Annotated in this window: 17 protein-coding genes; 9 read left to right on the forward strand and 8 right to left on the reverse strand. The window is 67.1% G+C overall.

Going from position 1 to position 21,959, the window contains the following annotated elements; genetic code table 11:
- Positions 1–150 precede the first annotated feature (150 nt).
- Positions 151–2,061, forward strand: a complete 1,911-nt coding sequence (locus tag NX02_RS22055) for a tetratricopeptide repeat-containing sulfotransferase family protein (protein ID WP_025294334.1) — start codon at positions 151–153, stop codon at positions 2,059–2,061.
- A 141-nt stretch (positions 2,062–2,202) separates the two neighbouring features.
- Complete coding sequence (locus NX02_RS22060) at positions 2,203–4,605, forward strand: TonB-dependent receptor (RefSeq protein WP_025294335.1); 2,403 nt, start codon at positions 2,203–2,205, stop codon at positions 4,603–4,605.
- Between the two features lie 136 nt (positions 4,606–4,741).
- On the opposite strand, the gene NX02_RS22065 is transcribed toward NX02_RS22060, so the two are convergent.
- Together NX02_RS22065 and NX02_RS22070 are read right to left on the reverse strand one after the other, a co-directional pair.
- Complete coding sequence (locus tag NX02_RS22065) at positions 4,742–5,635, reverse strand: IS3 family transposase (RefSeq protein ID WP_025294336.1); 894 nt, start codon at positions 5,633–5,635, stop codon at positions 4,742–4,744.
- Complete coding sequence (locus NX02_RS22070; RefSeq protein WP_084717805.1) at positions 5,632–6,042, reverse strand: helix-turn-helix domain-containing protein; 411 nt, start codon at positions 6,040–6,042, stop codon at positions 5,632–5,634. Before NX02_RS22070 ends, NX02_RS22065 begins: the two co-directional genes overlap by 4 nt.
- 329 nt (positions 6,043–6,371) lie before the next feature.
- Between NX02_RS22070 and NX02_RS22075 the strand changes: the two genes are divergently transcribed.
- A complete protein-coding gene (locus NX02_RS22075; protein ID WP_025294337.1) occupies positions 6,372–7,691 on the forward strand; it encodes an amino acid permease in 1,320 nt (439 codons plus the stop codon).
- On the opposite strand, the gene NX02_RS22080 is transcribed toward NX02_RS22075, so the two are convergent.
- Together NX02_RS22080 and NX02_RS22085 are read right to left on the reverse strand one after the other, a co-directional pair.
- On the reverse strand, positions 7,662–9,281 hold the full coding sequence (locus tag NX02_RS22080) for a phytoene desaturase family protein (protein WP_025294338.1): 1,620 nt from the start codon (positions 9,279–9,281) through the stop codon (positions 7,662–7,664). The genes NX02_RS22075 and NX02_RS22080 overlap by 30 nt on opposite strands.
- A complete protein-coding gene (locus NX02_RS22085; RefSeq protein WP_025294339.1) occupies positions 9,281–10,561 on the reverse strand; it encodes an aromatic ring-hydroxylating oxygenase subunit alpha in 1,281 nt (426 codons plus the stop codon). The genes NX02_RS22080 and NX02_RS22085 overlap by 1 nt, the downstream gene beginning before the upstream one ends.
- Positions 10,562–10,610: 49 nt before the next feature.
- Here NX02_RS22085 and NX02_RS22090 point away from each other — a divergent pair, with 49 nt between their 5' ends.
- The gene (locus tag NX02_RS22090; RefSeq protein ID WP_025294340.1) at positions 10,611–11,219 is read left to right on the forward strand and encodes a TetR/AcrR family transcriptional regulator; all 609 of its coding nucleotides are present in this window, start codon (positions 10,611–10,613) and stop codon (positions 11,217–11,219) included.
- A gap of 6 nt (positions 11,220–11,225) precedes the next feature.
- On the opposite strand, the gene NX02_RS22095 is transcribed toward NX02_RS22090, so the two are convergent.
- Positions 11,226–12,602, reverse strand: a complete 1,377-nt coding sequence (locus NX02_RS22095) for a M20/M25/M40 family metallo-hydrolase (RefSeq protein ID WP_025294341.1) — start codon at positions 12,600–12,602, stop codon at positions 11,226–11,228.
- A gap of 80 nt (positions 12,603–12,682) precedes the next feature.
- Here NX02_RS22095 and NX02_RS22100 point away from each other — a divergent pair, with 80 nt between their 5' ends.
- On the forward strand, positions 12,683–13,963 hold the full coding sequence (locus tag NX02_RS22100) for a Xaa-Pro dipeptidase (RefSeq protein ID WP_025294342.1): 1,281 nt from the start codon (positions 12,683–12,685) through the stop codon (positions 13,961–13,963).
- 39 nt (positions 13,964–14,002) lie between these two features.
- Here the strand turns inward: NX02_RS22100 and NX02_RS22105 are convergent, their stop codons facing one another.
- On the reverse strand, positions 14,003–14,923 hold the full coding sequence (locus tag NX02_RS22105) for a 50S ribosomal protein L11 methyltransferase (RefSeq protein WP_245648674.1): 921 nt from the start codon (positions 14,921–14,923) through the stop codon (positions 14,003–14,005).
- On the reverse strand, positions 14,913–15,599 hold the full coding sequence (locus NX02_RS22110) for an SDR family NAD(P)-dependent oxidoreductase (protein ID WP_025294344.1): 687 nt from the start codon (positions 15,597–15,599) through the stop codon (positions 14,913–14,915). The genes NX02_RS22105 and NX02_RS22110 overlap by 11 nt, the downstream gene beginning before the upstream one ends.
- Before the next feature lie 103 nt (positions 15,600–15,702).
- On the opposite strand from NX02_RS22110, the gene sdhC reads away from it, so the two are divergent.
- From sdhC to sdhA, 3 genes are read left to right on the forward strand one after another with little or no spacing between them, the layout of a single operon-like run.
- Complete coding sequence (sdhC, locus tag NX02_RS22115; RefSeq protein ID WP_039996776.1) at positions 15,703–16,107, forward strand: succinate dehydrogenase, cytochrome b556 subunit; 405 nt, start codon at positions 15,703–15,705, stop codon at positions 16,105–16,107.
- 11 nt (positions 16,108–16,118) lie between these two features.
- Positions 16,119–16,508: a succinate dehydrogenase, hydrophobic membrane anchor protein gene (gene sdhD, locus NX02_RS22120; protein WP_025294346.1), complete on the forward strand. Its 390-nt coding sequence runs from the start codon at positions 16,119–16,121 to the stop codon at positions 16,506–16,508.
- Complete coding sequence (sdhA, locus tag NX02_RS22125) at positions 16,508–18,313, forward strand: succinate dehydrogenase flavoprotein subunit (protein WP_025294347.1); 1,806 nt, start codon at positions 16,508–16,510, stop codon at positions 18,311–18,313. Before sdhD ends, sdhA begins: the two co-directional genes overlap by 1 nt.
- A 228-nt stretch (positions 18,314–18,541) precedes the next feature.
- On the opposite strand, the gene NX02_RS22130 is transcribed toward sdhA, so the two are convergent.
- On the reverse strand, positions 18,542–19,531 hold the full coding sequence (locus NX02_RS22130) for a bile acid:sodium symporter family protein (RefSeq protein WP_025294348.1): 990 nt from the start codon (positions 19,529–19,531) through the stop codon (positions 18,542–18,544).
- Positions 19,532–19,988: 457 nt separating this feature from the next.
- Between NX02_RS22130 and typA the strand changes: the two genes are divergently transcribed.
- On the forward strand, positions 19,989–21,821 hold the full coding sequence (gene typA / locus NX02_RS22135) for a translational GTPase TypA (RefSeq protein ID WP_025294349.1): 1,833 nt from the start codon (positions 19,989–19,991) through the stop codon (positions 21,819–21,821).
- Positions 21,822–21,959: the final 138 nt, after the last annotated feature.

The following is a 21,959-nucleotide window of genomic DNA, read 5'->3' on the forward strand; positions in this document are numbered from 1 at the left end:
ATGCGAAATAGGCATGGGATAGGCGCAGGGCGGGCGATGAGCGGATAATTTAGTATTATGTCCCTGCAATATGGATGTCGCCGCAATTGTGGGGATGAGGCGGTCCGACGCGCGGTTGACCTTGCCCCCGCGCAATGTTTCACCTGCGCGATGAGCATGGCAGCGCCCGCCCCCACCGCAACCCTCGACGTGGCCCTCGCCCAGTTGCGCCGCCTCGTCCGCGCCGAACCGGCGCTGGCCGAGCAACAGGCCGCCGCGATCCTCGCCGTGCACCCGGCCCATGCCGAGACACTGCGCCTGCTCGCCCGCGCCCATTCCGCGCAGCGCCGAACCGACGCCGCGATCGCGGCGCTGCTCCGCGCCACCCGCGCGGAACCCGACAACCCCGAAGGCTGGCGCGCGCTGGGCGATCAATATGTGCTCAAGGGCGATGGCGCGGGGGCGGATGCCGCCTATGCCCGCCAGATCAAGACCTCGGTCAACGATCCGGCGCTGCGCCAGGCCGCGGTCGCGCTGGTCGACAACCAGCTCGCGGTGGTCGAGCGGATCCTCAAGCCGCACCTCAAGGCGCACCCGACCGACGTCGCCGCGATCCGCATGCTCGCCGAACTGGCCGGCCGACTCGGCCGCTATGGCGATGCCGAGAAGCTGCTCACCCGCGCGGTCGAGCTCGCCCCCGGCTTCGACCAGGCGCGCTTCAACCTCGCGACCGTGCTCTACCGCCAGAACCGCACGCTGGAGGCGATCGAGCAGCTCGACATCCTGCTGGAGGAGGATCCCGACAATCCCGCATGGCGCAACCTCAAGGGCGCGGCGCTGGGCCGGATCGGCGATTATGGTGAGGCGATCGCGCATTTCGAGGGCGTGCTCGAGGCGCGCCCCGGCGAGCCCAGATTGTGGATGAGCTACGGCCATGCGCTCAAGACGATCGGCCGGCAGGAGGATGGCGTCGCCGCCTACCGCCGCAGCATCGCGCTGGCGCCGGGCTTCGGCGAGGCATGGTGGAGCCTCGCCAACATGAAGACGGTGCGCTTCGAAGCGGCCGACCTCGCGACGATGGAGGGCGCGCTCGCCCACGGCGGGCTGGCGCCGGACGATCGCTTCCACCTTCATTTCGCGCTGGGCAAGGCGCATGAGGATCGCGACGAGGCCGAAGCCGCCTTCCGCCATTATGACGTGGGCAACCGGCTGCGCCGCGAACAGCTCGATTATGATCCTGCCGAAACCAGCCGCCATGTCGATCGCTCGATCGCATTGTTCACGCCGGATTTCTTCGCGCGGCAGGGCGGCAAGGGCGATCCTGCGCGCGATCCGATCTTCATCCTCGGCATGCCGCGCGCCGGATCGACCTTGATCGAACAGATCCTCGCCAGCCACAGCCAGGTGGAAGGCACGCAGGAGCTGCCCGACATCGCGATGCTCGCGCGGCGGCTGGGCGAGCGCAGGCTGACCAGCCAGGACAGCCTCTATCCCGAGCGCCTGGACGATCTCGACGCCCCGGCGCTTGCCGCGCTCGGCGCCGAGTTCCTCGAACGCACCCGCGTCCATCGCAAGACCGGGCGGCCGCTGTTCATCGACAAGATGCCCAACAACTGGGCACATGTCGGGCTGATCCACCTGATCCTGCCCCATGCGACGATCATCGATGCGCGGCGCCATCCGCTCGGCTGCTGCTTCTCCAACTTCAAGCAGCATTTCGCGCGCGGCCAGGCCTTCTCTTACGGGCTCGACGATATGGGCCGCTATTATGCCGACTATGCCCGGTTGATGGACCATATCGATGCGGTGCTGCCTGGCCGCGTCCATCGCATCTTCTACGAACGGATGATCGAGGACACCGAAAGCGAGATCCGTCGCCTGCTCGATCGCCTCGGCCTGCCCTTCGAGCCGGCCTGCCTCGACTTCCATCGCAACGATCGCGCGGTGCGCACCGCCAGTTCGGAACAGGTGCGCCAACCGATCTTCCGATCGGGGATGGACCAATGGCGGCAGTTCGAGCCGTGGCTGCAGCCGCTGAAGGATGCGCTGGGGCCCGCATTGACCACCTATCCGCACGGCTGACCGGGGAATTTCGCTTTTGTTCGCCGCCTGTTGCCAAAGCGCAACAAACACCGATTGACGCTGTGCAGCAAACGCGCAAACCTCCCCCCATCGCCTCGGGAAAAAGGCACGCCGGCAAACCGGTATTCTAGGGGGTTAACAATGTCGACGATCGGTTCGATCAACCAGCGCGGCTATCGCCGGCTGGGCTACTGCCTGCTGCTTGCCTCGACCGCGATCGCGTCCGCGGCGCATGCACAATCCGCACCCGCGCCAGGTGACGGAGACGACATCATCGTCACCGCGTCCAAGCGCGAAGAAAATCTCCAGGATGTGCCGATCGCGATCACGGCGCTCGGTGCGGAAAAGCTTGAGCGGCTGCAGATCGCCGATTTCGACGATTATGCGCGCTACCTGCCCAACCTGTCTTACCAGACCGCGGGTCCCGGCTATTCGATCGTTTATTTCCGCGGCCTGTCCAGCGGCGACAACGGCAACCATTCCGGCTCGCTGCCCTCGGTCGGCACCTATCTGGACGAGCAGCCGATCACCACGACGACCGGCGCGCTGGACCTCCATCTCTACGACATCGCCCGCGTCGAGGCGCTCGCCGGCCCGCAGGGCACGCTCTACGGCGCGAGTTCGCAGGCCGGCACGATCAGGATCATCACCAACAAGCCCGATACGTCGGCCTTCTATGGCGCCGCAGAAGTCGAGCTGAACACCGTGAGCAAGGGCGGCGAGGGCTATGTCGGCCAAGCCTTCATCAACGCGCCGCTTTCCGAGAAGGCCGCGATCCGCGTCGTCGGCTGGTACGACAAGGATGCCGGCTATATCGACAATGTGCCGGGCAGCCTGTCCTTCCCGACCTCCGGCATCACGATGAACAACGACGCGTTCGTCGAGAAGAATTACAACGATGTCGAGACCTATGGCGGCCGCGCCGCGCTGAAGGTCGACCTCGACGAGGATTGGACGATCACGCCGCAGATCATGGCGCAGAAGCAGAAGAGCCATGGCTTCTTCGCGGTGGAATCGGGGCTGGACGATCTGCAGGTCCAGCAGTTCAACCCGGAGTTCAACAATGATCGCTGGTGGCAGGCGACGCTGACCCTGGAAGGCAAGATCGGCAACTGGGACGTCACTTATGCCGGCGGCTATCTGCGCCGCAAGATCGACGGCGCGTCGGACTATTCCGACTATGCCTATTTCTACGACCAGATCGCCGGCTACGGCGCCTATTTCTACGACAATGACGGCAATTTCGTTAACCCGAACCAGTATATCCAGTCGCGTGACCGCTTCACCAAGCAGAGCCACGAACTGCGCTTCGCCTCACCCGCGGACGGACGGGTGCGCTTCATCGGCGGCCTGTTCTACCAGCGCCAGACCCACAACATCGAACAGAACTACATCATCGACAATATCGCGGATTCTATCACCGTGCCCGGCACGGAGAGCAATATCTGGCTGACCAAGCAGCTCCGCGTCGACCGCGACTATGCGATCTTCGGCGAGTTGACCGCCGACGTGACCGACAAGCTCACCGCGACGATGGGCGTGCGCGTCTACAAGTTCGACAACACCTTGTTCGGCTTCTTCGGCTTTTCAGACGGCTACAGCAGCCGCACCGGCGTGTCGCAATGCTTCCGCCCTTCGGAACTTGCGGGTACGCCCTGCACCAACATCGACCAGCGCGCGCGGGACACCGATTTCCTCCACAAGCTGAACCTGACCTACAAGTTCACCGAGGATGCGCTGGTCTACGGCACGATCTCACGCGGGTTCCGCCCCGGCGGTCCCAACCGCCGCGCCACCCGCCCCCCGTTCGAGCCCGACTTCGTCGAGAATTACGAGGTCGGCTTCAAGACCACCTGGCTCGACAAGCGGCTGCGGGTGAACGGCGCGCTCTATTATATCGACTGGACCAACTTCCAGAACTCGGCGCTCGGGCTCAACGGCCTGACCGAGATCGCCAACGCCGCCGACGCGCGCATCTACGGCGCCGAGTTCGACATCTATGTGAACCCGCTGCCCGGCCTCACCGTCACCGCATCGGGCTCCTACACGGATGCCAAGACGACGACGGACTTCTGCTCCTTCCCCAACGCGGCGCGCGACTGCTCGCTGCCGGGGCCGGGCGGCGAGGAAAATGCGCTGCAGGCGCCGGCGGGCGTCCGCCTGCCGCTCACCGCGCGGTTCAAGGGCAATGTCGTCGGCCGCTACGAGTTCGCGGTGGGCAGCACCGTCCAGGCGCACGTCCAGGGCAGCATCACCTATGACGGCAAGCGCCGATCGGACCTGCGTCCGTTCGAGGAATCGATCTACGGCGCGCTGCCCTCCTACGACACGGTCGATCTCAGCACCGGCCTGACCGACAAGCGCTGGTCGATCGAACTGTTCGTCCGCAACCTGTTCGACACGCGCGGCCGCGTGGGCAATACGATCCAATGCCTGGAACCGGTCTGCGGAGACATCGACAACGTCACCGACAGCGGCGGCAAGATCTACACCTACCTCACCCAGCCGCGGACGATCGGATTGAAGCTGGGAACGAAGTTCTGACGGATGAAATTCCCCTCCCCGAGCCTCGCTCGGGGAGGGGTCCCGCGCGCGCAGCACGTCGGCGGTTTCGGGGACACAATACTAAATTTTCACAGGCTTCGGCGATGGACTGCACCCCATCGATGAGACACGACAATTAGGGACAGCGGTTTTCCGTCACGTCCAAGGGCTGCTGCGCAGCAGCCCTTGGCGCGATATGTTCATACTCATCGGGTGATCTGTACGCCAAGGCGGAGTGGAGCCGCTGGCGATTGTAGATCTGCTCGAGGAATGAGCCGATGCGTTGCGTGGCATCGGCGAGGTCGCGATAGCCGGCGCCGTTCACTTCCTCCTGCTTGAGCGTCTTCATGAAGCTCTCGGCCATCGCATTGTCATAGGGGCATCCGACCCGGCTCATGCTCGGCAGGATGCCGGCTGCCTCCAGTCGGGCGATGTAATCGCCACAGGCGTATTGGATGCCGCGATCCGAGTGGTGGACCAATCCGCCCGGCACGACGGGGCGTCGCTCCAATGCCATCGTCAGCGCGTCGAGCGCCAGTTCGGCACGCAGATGATCCGCCATCGCCCAACCGACCACCTTGCGGCTGAACGCATCGAGGATGACCGCCAGATAGACGAATGCCTCGGCCAGGCGGACATAGGTGATGTCGGCAACCCAAAGCTGGTTGACCTCGCTCGGATCGAGGTGGCGCGCCAGATTGGGCCATATCCGCCAACTGTGGCGCGAGTCCGTCGTCGCCGGCCGGAAGATCGGCTTTCTCACGCACAGCAGATTATCCTCCCGCATCAGCTGCTGCACCCGCTTGTGGTTGATGTGCCAGCCGTCGCGCTTCATCAGTGCCGTGATCCGCCGATAGCCATAATGCCGGTTCGCCAGACACAACTGCTGAAGCTTGTCGCGCAGCGCCGTCTCTTCCTGCTTCGGAGCATAATCCTGCCATCGTCGATAGAAGGCTGCGCGGGGCACTTCGGCCAAACGGCACAGCTGCTCCACCGACAATTTCGATCCCGAGCCCTGCAGACCGGTCATCGCCTGGATCTGGGCGATGACCCCGTCACGCCACCGCCGTCGCTCGGCGGGGGTGACGCCTCGATGCGCTGCAAGGCACCCTTGAAAAAATCCAGCGCCACCTGCTGCTCGCCGACCTTGCGCTCCAACTCCGCAATCTGGCGACGCGCCTCCGTAAGATCGCGGGCACGCGCCGCCGGACCACGCGCCAGCGCCATCGCCGCTTTCTCCACACGGTTCGGCCGGCCGGGACCATCCCGAAGCGCTTCCTCACCGCCATCGCGAAACGCATCCCGCCACCGGTATAATATCGTGCGCTTGACGCCCAACTCCAGCGACAATGCCGTCCCGCTCTCGCCGGCGATCATCCGCCGAACGACATCAAGCTTGAACTCCCGTCCAAATCTTCGTCGAGCCACCTTGGACATGCTGCCCTCCTCATAAAGGGCCGTCCCTTATTTCACTGTCTCAATCTAGGGGTGCACTCCAGCGATCTCCGATTTCGTATTATGTCCCCGAAATTGCCGAAATTGTGCGGAAGCTTGCTACGCTCTCCTGCGCCCCAACCCATCCCCCTGAAGAGGCTATGGCATTCACACATCAGGGCGGAGGGCCGAATGTTCCTCCCCGAGCTCTGCTCGGGGAGGACATATCCGCGCGCTCGTCCTGCAGTGTGTGAATCCGATAGCCCCCTGAAGAGACGGGGCTCGAGATCGTCGCCGCTTGACGACCCCCCCCCACCACCGGATCGTGCGCCATGACCAGCCCGGCTCCGCCCGTCGCCGCCCCGCCGCCAGCGGAGCGCAGCCTGTCGCTTGCGATGTGCATTGCGCTGGTGATGGGCAACATGATCGGGTCGGGCGTGTTCCTGCTGCCCGCGGCGCTCGCGCCCTATGGCTGGAACGCGGTCGCCGGCTGGGCGCTCACCATCGCCGGCGCGATCGCGCTCGCCTACACGCTCGCCCGCCTCACCGTCGCGCGGCCCGACGCGAACGGACCGGCGGGTTTCGTCGATATCGCGTTCGGCAAGGTGCCGTCCTTCCTGATCGGCTGGAGCTATTGGGTCAGCATCTGGACCGCCAACGTCACATTGGCGGTGGCTGCGGTCAGCTATCTCTCCGCCTTCGCGCCGGAGATCGGCCGAACGCCCTATGTGCCGGCGCTGCTCGCGGTCGCGCTGGTATGGGCGGTCACGCTGGTCAATCTCGGCGGCGCGCGCTCCGCCGGCATGTTCCAGCTCGCGACCACGCTCCTCAAGCTCGTGCCGCTCGCCGTGGTGCTTGCGATCATGGCCGTGCTGATCGCCACGCGCGGCGGCGAGGCCCTTGCACCGTTTCCGGCGGAAGGCCTCAAGGCCGGCGCGGTCACCGCCTCCGCCGCGCTGACCCTGTGGGCGCTGCTCGGCTTCGAAAGCGCCTCGGTGGTCGCCGCCAAGGTCGAGAACCCGCAACGTAACATCCCGCGCGCCACCTTGATCGGCACATTGCTGACCGGGATCATCTACCTCGTCATCTGCTCAGGCGTCGCGCTGATGCTGCCGGCGGAAACGGTGGCGGGGTCGGACGCGCCCTTCCAGGTCTTCGTCGCGCACTATTGGGCGGCCGGGCCGGCGCTGACCATCGCCTTGTTCGCCGCGATCAGCGCGATCGGCACGCTCAACGGCTGGGTGCTGCTGCAGGGCGAGATGCCGCTGGCGATGGCGCGGCGCGGGCTGCTGCCGGCGTGGTTCGGCAAGACCCGCGCCAACGGCACGCCGACCCGCGCGCTGATCGTGTCGAGCGTGCTCGCCAGCCTGTTCGTGCTGGTCAATTCGAGCCGCTCGATGAGCGATCTCTTTTCCTATATGGCGCTGCTCTCCACCTCCGCGACCTTGTGGCTCTACCTCGCCTGCGCCGCCGCCGCGCTGAAGCTGCGGGTGGCGGTGCCGGTCGCCGCGCTCGGCGCCGCTTACGCGGTCTGGACGCTGTACGGTGCCGGCCTCGGCGTCAGCGGCCTCAGCCTGCTGCTGATGGCGGCCGGCCTGCCGCTCTACTGGTGGGCGCGGCGCTCAGCCGCGCCGCAGCAACCGGCCGAATAGCGAGCGATCCGCCAGCACCTCGCGCGCCGCGTTATGCCCCGGCGCGCCGGTCACGCCGCCGCCCGGATGCGTGCCCGCGCCGCACATGTAGAGACCCTTCAGCGGCCCGCGATAGGCGCCGTTGCCCAGCACCGGCCGCGCCGACCACAATTGGTCAAGCGACATGTTGCCGTGCATGATGTCGCCGCCGACCAGTCCGAACGTGCGCTCCAGCCCCTTGGGGCTGAGCTTGGTCATCCCCAGGATCGACGCGCGGAACCCCGGCGCCGCCGCTTCGACGGTATCGATGATCGCATCCGCCGCCGCATCCTCCTCGGCATCCCAGTCACGCCGGGTTCCATCGGGGGCAGGGGGCAGCACCGGCGCGAATTGCTGGCAGAACAGGCTGGCGACATGCCCCCCCGGCGGGGCCAGGCTGTCGTCGACGGTAGACGGGATCAGCATCTCGACGATCGGCGCCTTCGACCAGCCATGCGCCTTGGCGTCGATGAACGCCTGATCCATATAATCGAGCGTCGGCGCGAGAATGATGCCGGACTGGTGATGTTCGCCCGGTTCGGGCAGGCAGGTGAAGCGCGGCAGTTCGGAAAGCGCCACGTTCATCCGGAAGGTGCCCGATCCCGCCTTGAACCCGCGCACGCGGCGGACGAATTCGGGGCCGAGATCCGCCGGGTCGATCATCCGCTCATAGAGCAATTTGGGCCCGACATTGGCGATCACCACGTCGGCGGCGATCTCCTCGCCACCCTCCAGCTTCACGCCGACGGCCTTGCCGCCATCCACCAGCACGCGCGCCACCGGCGCCTCAAGGCTGATCTCGACGCCGGCATCGCGACACACCTTGGCCATGATCCGGGTGATCGCACCCATGCCGCCGACGCTGTGGCCCCAGGCCCCCTTCTTGCCGTTGACCTCGCCGAACACGTGGTGGAGCAGCACATAGGCGCTGCCGGGCGTGTCCGGGCTGGCATAGTTGCCGACCACCGCGTCGAAGCCGAACGCCGCCTTCACCGCCTCGCTCTCGAACCAGCCGTCGAGGAAGCTGCGCGCGGACTTCACGAACAGGTCGAGCACGTCGCGCTGCTGCTCGATCGGCATCTTCGCCAGCCGCCGGCCCTGCCGCGCGCCGTCGATCAGCGTCTTGAGGCCGTCGCCGATATTGGGCGGGCTCTGCAAGGCGAGGTCGCGCAGCACCTCGGCGACATTTTCCAGCGCATCGTAATAGGCCGGCAGCGCCGCGGCGTCGGCGGTGCTGAAACGGGAGAATTCCGCCTGCGTCCGCTCAAGCCCGCCGCCGAGCTTGAGATAGCCGCCGTCGGGCTGCGGCAGAAAGTTGGAGATCGGCCGCTCGATCACGCGATAGCCGTGATCGGCCAGCTTCATGTCGGCGATGACCTTGGGCTGCAGCAGGCTGACGGTGTAGCTCGCCACCGAGTTGCGGAAGCCGGGATGGAATTCCTCGGTCACCGCCGCGCCGCCGACGACATCGCGCCGCTCGACGATGCGCACCTTGAGGCCGGCGCGGGCGAGGTAGAAGGCGCAGACGAGGCCATTGTGGCCGGCGCCGATGATGAGCGCGTCGTATTTCATCAATAGCCCCTCCCCTTCAGCGGAGGGTTTGGGGTGGGGGCTGTAATCTGCCCCCCACCTTGCCGGAACTGGCTGGTCATTCCCCACCCCAACCCCTCCGCTGAAGGGGAGGGGCTCGCGCTTGACCAACCCGCCCGCGGCGCCGCATGCAGCCGCGCCTCCGGAATCAGGTCGCGCACCTTCCGGCAGAAGGCGCGCAGACACACCTCGCTCTCGCCGAGCGGCCCGACCGTGAAGCTTCGCGACATCATCCCCTCCTGCACCCGTGCGATCAGCGCGGTATCCTCAGCGTTCACCGCGCGATTGATCCGCCAGTTCAGATAGCGCGCCGCCTTCATCTCGCGCCGGTCGTCCGGCAGCGCATAGCTGATCTCGCGGATCAGCGTTTCGGTCGGCGAAACCGGCAGGAACTGCATGAAATCCACCTGGTCCGGATAGATGTCGAACGCGACGTTGGGCCACAGCTTGAAATAGAGCCACAGCCGCTGATGATCCTCGGGCAGATGATCGACCCGCGGCAGCACGTGCTGGTACATCCGCTCCGAGAGGTTCGCCGAGGGCCGGTCGATCAGCGCGCCCCACATGCGGTCGACATGCGCTTCCGCCTCGATGCCATAGCCCTTGCCGAACAGCCGGGTGAGGCCGGGATGCGCGACCGGGATGTGCAGCCCGTCCGAATAATTGTCGGCGACGTTCTTCCAGTTCACCGGGCGCGGCCGCAACGTGACGCGGCCGATCGCGCGCATCTCCTCGAAGCGATAGGGTGCGACGCGCGCCTCATAGGGCGCCATCATCTCGGCCACCGACGGGCCGCCGCCCTTCAGCCGCACGAAGACGAAGCCCTGCCAGGTCTCGTGCTCCACCGGCACCAGCCCGCTCTTCGCCGTGTCCAGCGTGGTATAGTCGCGGCGGCTGGGCACCCCGGTGAGCCGACCGTCGAGGTCGTAGGTCCACGCGTGATAGGGGCAGACCAGCTTCTTCGCGCAGCCCGAGGCGCCATCCACCAGCCGCGAGCCGCGGTGCCGGCAGACATTGGTGAAGGCGCGCACGGCCAGATCGTCGCCGCGGATGACGATGATGCTCTCGCCCAGGAAATCGAGCGTGTGCCAGTCGCCGGCGCCGGCGATGTCGCTGACATGGCAGACCACCTGCCAACTCGGCCGCATCACCCTTTCCATCTCCACCGCGAAATATTCGGGGTCGCGATAGATCCACGCCGGCAGGCTCCAGCCCTCGTCGGGATCGGCGTTCGCGCGGGGTGCGGTGGAAAGGCTTTGCATGGCGGCGCTCCTTGTTATACGAACGTATAGCAAGAGGATCGCGTCCGCAATGAGCTTGTCGCCCCACCGCGCCGCCTTCACCCGCGAGGATGCCGAAACGCGCCGGCTGGCGCTGATCGAGGCCTGTGCGGCGTGCCTCGCCGAACAGGGCGTCGGCGGTGCCTCGGTGCGGACGATCTGCGCGCGTGCCGGCGTCTCGCCCGGGCTGCTGCGCCACTATTTCGACGGCATCGACGCGCTGGTCGCCGCGACCTACCGCCACGTCACGCACACGGTGAACGACGCGCTGGCGGCCGCGGTCGCCGCCGCCCCGCCGGAGCCGCGCGCGCGGCTGATCGCCTATACCACCGCCAGCTTCCGCGCCCCGATCGCCGACCCCGCGCTGCTCGCCACCTGGATCGCCTTCTGGAGCCTGGTGAAGGCCGACCCCGCCATCGCCGCGATCCACGCCGAAACCTATGGCGGCTATCGCGCCGCGCTGGAGGCGCTGCTCGCGGAGTGCGGCGTGTCGGCGATGGAGCGCCACGGCGCCGCGATCGGCCTGACCGCGCTGGTCGACGGGCTGTGGCTGGAACTGACGCTGGATCCGGCGAGCTTCCCGGCGGACCAGGCGAGCGCGCTGGCGGTCAGGTGGGTGGATGCACTGCTGGGGGGCTGAGAAATGCTACTTCCCGCCCAAAGTCCGCAACACGCTGTCCCACTGGTCCAGCGCCCCACCGATCCCTGCCACCGGCGCGCGCTCGTTGAGCCCGTGGGCGAAGCCGTCGGCGTCGCGCATGAACAGGCTCGCCACGCCATAGCTGGGCACGCCGAGCACGCGGAAATAGAAGCTGTCGGTCGCGCCGCCGGACATGCTCGGGATGATATCCAGCCCCGGATAGCGGGCGCGCACGGCCGTGGTGACCGCGCCGACCACGTCGCCACGCAGCGGCGAGGCGTCGCTCGCCACCGGCTCGTCGATCGTCTTCACGCTTGCATCCTTGCCCGCCAGTTCGGCGAGCGTCGCGCGCACCGCCTCCACCGGCACGCCCGGGAAGATGCGGCAGTTGATGTTGGCGGTGGCGCGCTGCGGCAACGCGTTGCGGGCGTGGCCGCCATCGATCTCGGTCGCGACGCAGGTGGTGCGGATCTGACCGACGAATTCGGGCCGCGCCGCGATCACCGCCGCGGCGGCCTTGTCGTTCGGGTTCTCGGCATAACGGCGCATCGCGTCACCGACCGCGCCGCCGATCCGGCCGCTGCGGGCCTTGAGCGAGGCGCGGGTCAGTTCGTTGGCCTGGTCGGGAAAGTCATAGGCGTCGATCCGGGCGAGGATGCGCGCCATGCGGTAGATCGGGTTGCCGTCGGTCGGGGTGCTCGAATGGCCGCCGACATCGGTCAGTTCGATCGCATAGTCGGCATAGGTCTTCTCGCCCGCCTGCAGCCCGTAATACAGCGCGGTCGTGCCGTCCTCGCCGAGCGTACCGCCGCCGCCGTCGCCGTTGAGCACGATCTCCGCATTGCGATATTTCTGCGCGAGCGCCTGCGTCGTCACCATGCGCGTTTCCTCGTCGCCGGTCAGCACCAGGACGATGTCGCGCTTGGGCCTGAACCCCGCCGCCTTCAGCCGCGCCATAGCGACGACCATCATCGAGAGGTCGTATTTGTTGTCCTCGGCGCCGCGCCCGAAGATGTAGCCGCCCTCCTCCACCGCGACGAACGGGTCGCGGGTCCAGTCCGCCGGCTTGGCCTCGACCACGTCCATATGCGCGAGCAGCACGATCGGCTTGGCGCCGGGCGTGGTTCCCTTGAGCGTCGCCTCCAGTGTCGCGGTGCCTTCCATCGGCGTCACCACGACCTCGCTGTCGGCATAGCCGGCCGCCTTGAGCACCGATGCAATATAGTGCGCATAGGCCACGGTCTGCCCGCGCCCCTCGACGGTTGGGAAGCCGATGCCCTTCATCAGCACCTCTTTCGCCTGCGCGACATCGGCCGGGCCGGCCTTCGCCATGGCCATCGCGGGGGAGACGAGCGCGGTCAGGGCGAGCAGCATGCGGATCATCGGCGAGCGTTCCTGTCGAAGGCGTTTCCCGGTTACAGTAGAACGGCGCTGCGGCGCGTCAACGCGGGGGGAGAAGAGGCATGAAACGAGGGGTTTTCGGGGTGCTGACGGCGGTGGCCGTGGCCGTGGCAATGCCCGCGGCGGCGGAGACGGTCTATGTCCGCGCCGGCCGGCTGGTCGATGTCGAGAAGGGGCAGGTGCTCACCGACCGCCGCATCCGCATCGAGGATGATCGCATCGCCGCGGTCGAGCCCTGGGCGCCGCCGCCCGCGGGCGCGACCGTCATCGACTGGTCCGGCATGACGGTGCTCCCCGGCCTGATCGACATGCACACCCACCTCGCCGACTGGGGCCAGACCAGCAATGTCGCCGAGCCGCTGCTCCACAGCGCGCAGGACATCGCGCTGGTCGGCGCCGAGAATGCCCGAAAGACGCTGCGCGCGGGCTTTACCAGCGTTCACGATGTCGGCTGCTTCCGCGCCTTCACCGACGTCGCGCTGCGCGACGCGATCGATGCCGGGCGGATCAAGGGGCCGCGGATGAACGTGGTCGGCGCCTATATCACCGCGCCCGGCGGCGGCGGCGAGGTGACGGGCCTCGCGCCCGACGTGCAGGTGCCGGCCGACATGCGGATGGGCGTGATCACCGATGCCAGGCAAGCGAAGCTCAAGACCGCCTATCTGTTCCAGCACGGCGTCGACAGCATCAAGATGATCGCCACCGGCGCGGTGCTCGCCGAGGGGACCGAGCCCGGCGAGATCGAACTGAGCGAGGAGGAGATGCGCGCGGTGGTGGCCGAGGCCGCCAATCGCGGCGGCTACGCCACCGCCCACGCGCATGGCGCGGAGGGCATCAAGGCGGCGATCCGCGCCGGCGTGCGCTCGATCGAACATGCCTCGCTGATCGACGACGAGGGGATCGCGCTGGCCAGGGCGAAGGGCGTGTGGCTGGTGATGGACGTCTATAATGGCGACTATATCGAGGAGGTTGGCCGCAAGGAGGGCTGGCCCGAGGGCTATCTGCGCAAGAATCGCGAGACCACCGATCTTCAGCGTGAGGGGTTCCGCAAGGCAGTGAAGGCCGGGGTCCACATCGCCTTCGGCACCGACGCTGGGGTCTATCCGCACGGCCTCAACGCCCGGCAGTTCGCCTATATGGTGCGCAACGGGATGACGCCGATGCAGGCGATCCAGGCGGCGACCGTGGAAGCCGCGACGCTGCTGCGCTGGGAGAAGGATGTCGGCGCGGCTAGCCCCGGCCATTTCGCCGACCTCGTCGCGGTGGCGGGCGATCCGATCGCCGACATCCGCCTGCTCGAACGGGTCGGCCCGGTGATGAAGGGCGGCAAGCTCGTTCGCTGACCACCGCCCTCCCCCACATTTTCACCCTGTTTTCCCCCTTTATCGCACCCGCCGGCGCTTGATCATCCTGAGCGTCGGCCAGTCGCTCCGGTCGATGCGGCCGGCGAGTCGCATCCCCTGCCGGCGATAGGCGTCCGCCACCGCATCGGCCTGCGTCTGCAGCAGCCCGGCGAGGATCAGGGTGCCGCCATCGTCGACCGCGGCGGCGATCTGCGGCGACATTTCGATCAGCGGCCCGGCCAGGATGTTGGCGATCACCAGTTCGTAGGGCGCGCGGCTGATCAGGCGGCGATGCTCCAGCCCGTCCGCCACCATCAGGTCGAGCTGGCCGGGCCCGCGACCCAGCGGCACCGCGTTGGCGAGGGCATTCTCGCGCGTCACGTCGATCGAGATCGGATCGATGTCCGACGCGGTCGCGCGGGCCAGCGGCCACAGGTGCATCGCCGCGAAGGCAAGCAGGCCGGTGCCGGTGCCGAGATCGAGCAGCGAGCGATAGACCTCGCCGCGGCGGCGCATCCCGTCCAGCATTTCGAGGCAGCCGGAGGTGGTGTGGTGCTGGCCGGTGCCGAACGCGAGACCGGCCTCGATCAGGAAAGCCTTGGCGCCCGCCGGAACCGCACCGGCATTGGTCGAGGTGTGGACGTAGAAGCGCCCGGCGCTGACCGGCTCGATGCCCGACTGGCTCATCGTCACCCAGTCCGCCGCGGGCAGATGTTCGAGCACCGGCTTCGTACCCGCCGCGGAGGGGGCGAGCGCCGCGACCATCGCGATCGTCTTCGCACTGGGCTTCGATTCGAAATAGGTGACCAGTTCCCAATCGTCGGGCCGGTCCTCGTCGGGCTCGGTGACCATCAGCACCGGCGGCGGCTCGAGCATCGCCAGCGCGCCGATATCGTCCGCCACCGCATCGGCCTCGGCGCGGGTGCAGGGCAGCGTCAGCTTCCAGCTGTCAGCGGACATAGCTCGCTCCATTGATGTCGATCGCGGCACCCGTCATCGAGGCCGGCGCCTCGAGCGCCAGATAGCGGATCGCCGACGCGATTTCCGCCGGATCGGCGACGCGGCCGAGCGGGATGTCGGCGAGCAGCCTGTCGCCGCCGCGGCTGGCCAGATAATCCTCCGCCATACCCGTCATCGTGAAACCGGGGCAGACCGAGAACGCAAGAATGGCTTGCGCGCCATAGCCGCGCGCGATGCTCTTGGTCATACCGACCATGCCGGCCTTCGATGCGGCATAATGCCAGTGCGCCGGGCTGTCGCCCCGATAGGCGGCGCGGCTCGCGACGTTGACGATGCGCCCGCCGCCCTCCGCCTGGAAGTGGCGCACCGCAAGGCGGCAGAACTGCGCGGAGGCGGTGAGGTTGATCGCCATCGTGCGTTCCCACGACGCCAGCCATGCCTCGTCCTCGAGGTCGAGCGGCGCCGCTTCGAACACGCCGGCATTGTTGACCAGCACGTCGATGCGGCCGCCGGCCGCATCCAACGCGCGCTGCCACAGCACGGGCGCGGTCGCCGGGTCGGAAAGATCGCCATCGGCCGAGCCGAAGGCGATCACGGTGGCGCCCGCGGCTTCGAGCGCAGCGCGCGCTGCGGCACCGATCCCGCGGGTGGCGCCGGTGAGGAGAATATTCGTCATTCGGCGCGTCTAAAGGCTCCGGAGCGCGGGCGGAAGGGGCGGTTGCATCGCCGCATCGTTCGGTTAAAGGGGGGGCCGCAAATAGACAAAAGGGCCACCAGCTATGGCGCATAAGGCGGCGCGTCCACTTTCACCGCATCTCGGCATCTGGAGATGGGGGCCGCACATGCTGGTCTCCATCCTGCACCGGGTTACCGGCGACGGCATGGCGATCGTCGGCGGCCTGCTGTTCATCGCCTGGCTGACGACCGCGGCGATCGGCAAGGACGCCTATGACGGCTTCCTGTGGCTGCTCACCGGCTTCGCCGGCGGCGCGCTGGGCTATATCGTGGGCATCGGCCTGACCTGGTCCTTCTTCGAACATATGCTTTCCGGCCTGCGCCACTTCGTGCTCGACACCGGCGCCGGTTACGAGCTGAACGCGAACAAGAGCTGGTCGCAGGCGATCGTGATCGCGGCCCCGATCCTGACCGCCCTGGTCTGGGCCTACATCCTTTTCGGTCGCTGAGGGGAAAGCAGATGGGAACAGGAACCGGTATCGGCCGCGTCCGCGGGCTTGGCTCGGCACGGCATGGTGCGCAGCACTGGCTGCAGCAGCGGCTGACCGCGGTCGGCAATCTGGTGATGGTGCTGTGGCTGCTCTTCTCCTTCATCCGGCTGCCGTCGCTCGATCATGCGATCGTCACCGGCTGGATCGGCAATCCGCTGGTCGCGGTGCCGCTGATGCTGATGACGGTCAGCGTCTTCTGGCACCTGCGCCTCGGCCTGCAGGTGTGCATCGAGGATTATGTGCATGAGGAAGGGTCGAAGATCTTCACCCTCGTGCTGCTCAATTTCTATGCGATCGGCGGCGCCGCGCTTGCGCTGTTCTCGATCGCCAAGATCGCCTTCGTGGGAGTTCCGGCCTGATGTCCGACACGAGCAACGCCGGTCCGGCCTACCAGATCATCGACCATATCTATGACGCGGTCGTCGTCGGTGCCGGCGGCTCCGGCCTCCGCGCGACGATGGGCTGCGCCGAAAAGGGCCTGCGCACCGCCTGCATCACCAAGGTGTTCCCCACCCGCAGCCACACCGTGGCCGCGCAGGGCGGCATTGCGGCGAGCCTCGGCAACAACACGCCCGATCACTGGACCTGGCACATGTACGACACCGTCAAGGGGTCGGACTGGCTGGGCGACCAGGATGCGATCGAATATATGGTGCGCGAGGCGCCGGCCGCGGTGTACGAACTGGAACATGCCGGCGTGCCGTTCAGCCGCAACGACAATGGCACGATCTACCAGCGCCCGTTCGGCGGCCACATGCAGAACATGGGCGCCGGCCCGCCCGTGCAGCGCACCTGCGCCGCGGCGGACCGCACCGGCCACGCCATGCTGCACGCGCTCTACCAGCAGAGCCTGAAGTATGACGCGGACTTCTTCGTCGAATATTTCGCGCTCGACCTGATCATGGAAGACGGCGTGTGCAAGGGCGTGATCGCGCTCTGCATGGAGGATGGCAGCCTCCACCGCTTCCGCAGCCACGCCGTGGTGCTGGCGACGGGCGGTTCGGGCCGCACCTATTTCTCGGCCACCTCGGCGCATACCTGCACGGGTGACGGCGGCGGCATGGTGCTGCGCGCGGGGCTGCCGCTGCAGGACATGGAGTTCGTGCAGTTCCACCCGACCGGCATCTACGGCGCGGGCGTGCTCATCACCGAGGGTGCGCGCGGCGAGGGCGGTTACCTCACCAATTCCGAGGGCGAGCGCTTCATGGAGCGCTATGCCCCTTCCGCCAAGGATCTCGCCAGCCGCGACGTCGTGTCGCGCTCGATGGCGATGGAGATGCGCGAGGGCCGCGGCGTCGGCAAGAATGGCGACCATATCTTCCTGCACCTCGATCATATCGATCCCAAGGTGCTGGCGGAACGGCTGCCGGGCATCACCGAGACCGGCAAGATCTTCGCCGGCGTCGACCTGACGCGCCAGCCGCTGCCGGTGACGCCGACCGTCCACTACAATATGGGCGGCATCCCCTGTAACTATCACGGCGAAGTCGTGACGTTGCGCGACGGCAACCCGGACGCGGTCGTCCCCGGCCTGTTCGCGGTCGGCGAGGCGGCGTGCGTTTCGGTGCACGGCGCCAACCGCCTGGGCTCCAACTCGCTGATCGACCTCGTCGTGTTCGGCCGTGCCACCGGCTTCCGCATCGCCGAACTGGTCACGCCGAACAGCAAGCATGGCACGATCGTGAAGGCGGCGGACGACAAGGCCATCGCCCGCCTCGACCATTATCGCAATGCGAAGGGCGGCACACCCACCGCGAAGATCCGGCTCAGCATGCAGCACACGATGCAGAAGCATTGCGCGGTGTTCCGCGACACCGCGCTGCTGCGCGAAGGCCTTGGCCTGATCGACACCGTCTACGCCTCGATGCAGGACGTGGGCGTTACCGATCGCTCGCTGATCTGGAACACCGATCTGATCGAGACGCTGGAGCTGGACAATATGCTCCCGCAGGCGGTGGTGACGATGCACTCGGCGGCGAACCGCAAGGAAAGCCGCGGCGCGCACATGCACGAGGATCATCCCGATCGCGACGACGCGAACTGGATGAAGCACACCATTTCCTGGTTCGACAAGGGCCAGGTCACGCTCGATTACCGGCCGGTGCATGACTACACGCTCACCGACGAGGTCGAGTATATCAAGCCGAAGGCGCGCGTTTACTAAGGCGAAGCCCGCAAGGTTCGGAAAAAGGGGAGCGGTTTCGCTCCCCTTTTTTTGTGCGCCGGAGCGGCGAGCGTTCAATATAATCCGTTCGCCCTGAGTAGCCATTGAGTGAAGTCGAAATGGCGTATCGAAGGGCCAGCTCGGCACCCTTCGATACGCGTCTTCGGCTTCGCTCAGCCGCTACTCAGGGCGAACGGTTCAACTTAGCGCCACCCTCCAGACCGGGCGTTATGCCGCTGCGGCTTCGGCCTGCTCGACGCGCCGGGCCAGCCGCGCGGAGACGATCGCCGAGACCATCAGCTGGAGCTGGTGGTAGAGCATCAGCGGCAGCAGCAGCGCGCCGGCCTCCGGCCCCGGAAACAGGATTCGCGCCATCGGCGCGCCGGTCGCCAGGCTCTTGTGCGCGCCCGAGAACAGCATCGTCGCGCGATCCTCGTCGCTGAAGCCCAACAGCGCGCCCAGACCCCAGGCGCAGGCGAAGGCGATCCCCAGCATCGCCGCGACCACCGCGACGAGCATCGCCAGCTCGACGCCGGTCACGCGGCTCCACAGCCCGCCGGTCACCGCCTCGGAAAAGGCGACATAGACCGCGATCACGATGGTCGTGCGATCGAGATAGAAGATCAGCGCCTTGTTGCGCTGCGCCCAGGCCTGCAGCCAGCGCCGCGCGAGTTGGCCGAGCGCGAAGGGCACGAGCAGGATCATCACGATCTTGCCGATGCCGCTGACGTCGACGCCACCACCGTGTGCGCTGGCGAGCAGGCCGACCAGCAGCGGCGCCAGCACCACGCCCGCAATGTTGGAGACCGCCGAGGCGATCACCGCCGCCGTCACATTGCCGCGCGCGATCGAGGCATAGGCGATCGACGACTGCACCGTGGTCGGCAGCACCGCCAGATAGATGAGGCCGAGCGCGAAGCCCTGGCCGAGCATGCTGCCCGTCAGCAGCGAGGCGCCCATGCCGACCGCGGGCATGAAGACGTAGCCGAACAGGAAGATGGCGAGCTGAAGCTTCCAGCGGCGGAACCCGTCGACCACCGCCTGCGGCGCGATCTTCACGCCGTGCATGAAGAACAGGGTCACGATCGCCGCGGTCGAGATGCTGCCGATCGCATCGAGCATCACCCCCCTGGCCGGCAGCACCGTCGCGACGATCACGGTCGCGAGCAGGACGAGGATGAACTTGTCGGGGACGATGCGGTTGATGGCGGCGAGCATGGCGAAGCGATTAGGGCGCTGGCGGGGTGCGGACAAGGGTGGGGCGGTGCCCAAATTCTTGGCACCGGGCGCACGGGATTCCCTTCCCTCGCCCCTTCGGGGAGAGGGACAGGTCCGCGCAGCGGACCAGGGAGAGGGGGAAGTCGCGCCATGCATGAGGCTCCGACAGGCTCGCTCCGACAGCGACAATGCAGCGCCTGACGAGGCTTTACGCCAGGCGCGACTGCCCCTCTCCCCGTCCCTCTCCCCAAAGGGGCGAGGGAGCGCGGCGGCAGCCCCTTTCAAGCGAGCCAGATCATGAGAATCCGGCAACATCGAACAGGAAGGGCGATGTCGTCAGTCCCGCCCCCTACCCGCACACGTCCGCTGAATCGGGCACTCGGACAGCCCGCCCTTGCCGCAGCGCGGAAATTCCGCTAGTCGCGCGGCCACATTTCCGCACAGGACCGAGCATTTCATGAGCCTCCGCAACGTGGCCATCATCGCGCACGTCGATCATGGCAAGACCACCCTCGTCGATCAGCTGTTTCGTCAGTCCGGCACCTTCCGCGACAATCAGCGCGTCGAGGAACGTGCGATGGACTCGAACGATCTCGAAAAGGAACGCGGGATCACCATCCTCGCCAAGTGCACCTCGATCGAGTGGCACGGCGAAGCGGGCGACACCCGGATCAACATCGTCGACACCCCCGGCCACGCCGACTTCGGCGGCGAGGTGGAGCGCATCCTCTCGATGGTCGACGGCGTGATCCTGCTGGTCGACGCCGCCGAAGGCGCGATGCCGCAGACCAAGTTCGTCACTGGCAAGGCGCTGGCGCTCGGCCTGCGCCCGATCGTGGTGGTGAACAAGATCGACCGTTCGGACGCGCGGGCGCAGGAAGTGCTCGACGAGGTGTTCGACCTGTTCGTCAGCCTCGACGCCAATGACGATCAGCTCGACTTCCCGGTGCTCTTCGCCTCGGGCCGCAACGGCTATGCCGGCGACAATCCCGACGTGCGCGACGGCACGCTGGCGCCCCTGTTCGAGAAGATCGTCAACCATGTGCCGGCGCCGTCGGCCGATCCGGATGGCCCGTTCAAGTTCCTGGTGACGCTGCTCGACCGCGACAATTTCGTCGGCCGCATCCTCACCGGCCTGGTCGCCTCGGGCACCGTCAAGACCAACATGCAGATCCATGCGCTCGATCCCGAGGGCAATGTCGTCGAGCAGGGCCGCGCCTCCAAGATCATGGCGTTCCGCGGGCTCGAGCGCGTGCCGGTGGAAGAAGCCAAGGCGGGCGACATCATCTCGATCGCCGGCCTGACCATCGCGACCGTCGCCAACACCATCGCCGATCCGGCGGTGACCGAGCCGCTGCACGCGCAGCCGATCGATCCGCCGACGCTGTCGATGCGCTTCGCCGTCAACGACTCGCCGATGGCGGGTCGCGAGGGCACCAAGGTCACGTCGCGCATGATCCGCGACCGCCTGTTCCGCGAAGCCGAGAGCAACGTCGCGATCAAGGTGACCGAAGCCGACGACCGTGACAGCTTCGAGGTCGCCGGCCGCGGCGAACTCCAGCTCGGCGTGCTGATCGAGACGATGCGCCGCGAGGGCTTCGAACTCGGCATCAGCCGCCCGCGCGTGCTGTTCCGCGAAGGCGAGAATGGCGGTCGCGAGGAGCCCTACGAAACCGTCGTGATCGACGTCGACGAGGAGCATTCGGGCACCGTCGTCGAGAAGATGGCGATCCGGAAGGCCGAGCTGACCGACATGCGGCCCTCGGGCGGCGGCAAGACCCGCATCACCTTCTCGGCGCCGTCGCGCGGCCTGATCGGCTATCATGGCGAGTTCCTGTCGGACACCCGCGGCACCGGCATCATGAACCGGCTGTTCGAGAAGTACGGCCCGCACAAGGGCCCGATCGAGGGCCGCAAGAACGGCGTGCTGATCTCGAACGGTGCGGGCGAGGCCAATGCCTATGCGCTCGGCCCGCTCGAAGAGCGCGGCGTGCTGATGGTCGGCCCCGGCGAGGCGCTCTACGAGGGCATGATCATCGGCGAGAACGCCAAGACGGATGACCTCGAGGTCAACCCGATGAAGGCGAAGCAGCTCACCAACTTCCGCGCGTCGGGCGGCAAGGACGATGCGATCCGCCTCACCCCGCCGCGCAAGCTGACGCTGGAGCAGGCGATCGCCTATATCGACGACGACGAGATGGTCGAAGTGACCCCGAAGTCGATCCGCCTGCGCAAGCGCCACCTCGATCCGCACGAGCGCAAGCGCGCCTCGCGCGCGAAGGCGGCTTGATCTGAAAGAAGCCCCTCCTCTTCAGAGGAGGGGTTCGGGTGGGGCGAGCGCAGCGAGCGTTCGGCAACGCCGGAGACAGCGTCAACGGGGGCATTGAGCCCCCGTTGACGCTTCCCCACCCCTTTCCCCTCCCCTGAA

This window comes from Sphingomonas sanxanigenens DSM 19645 = NX02 (assembly GCF_000512205.2).
GTDB lineage: Bacteria > Pseudomonadota > Alphaproteobacteria > Sphingomonadales > Sphingomonadaceae > Sphingomonas_D > Sphingomonas_D sanxanigenens.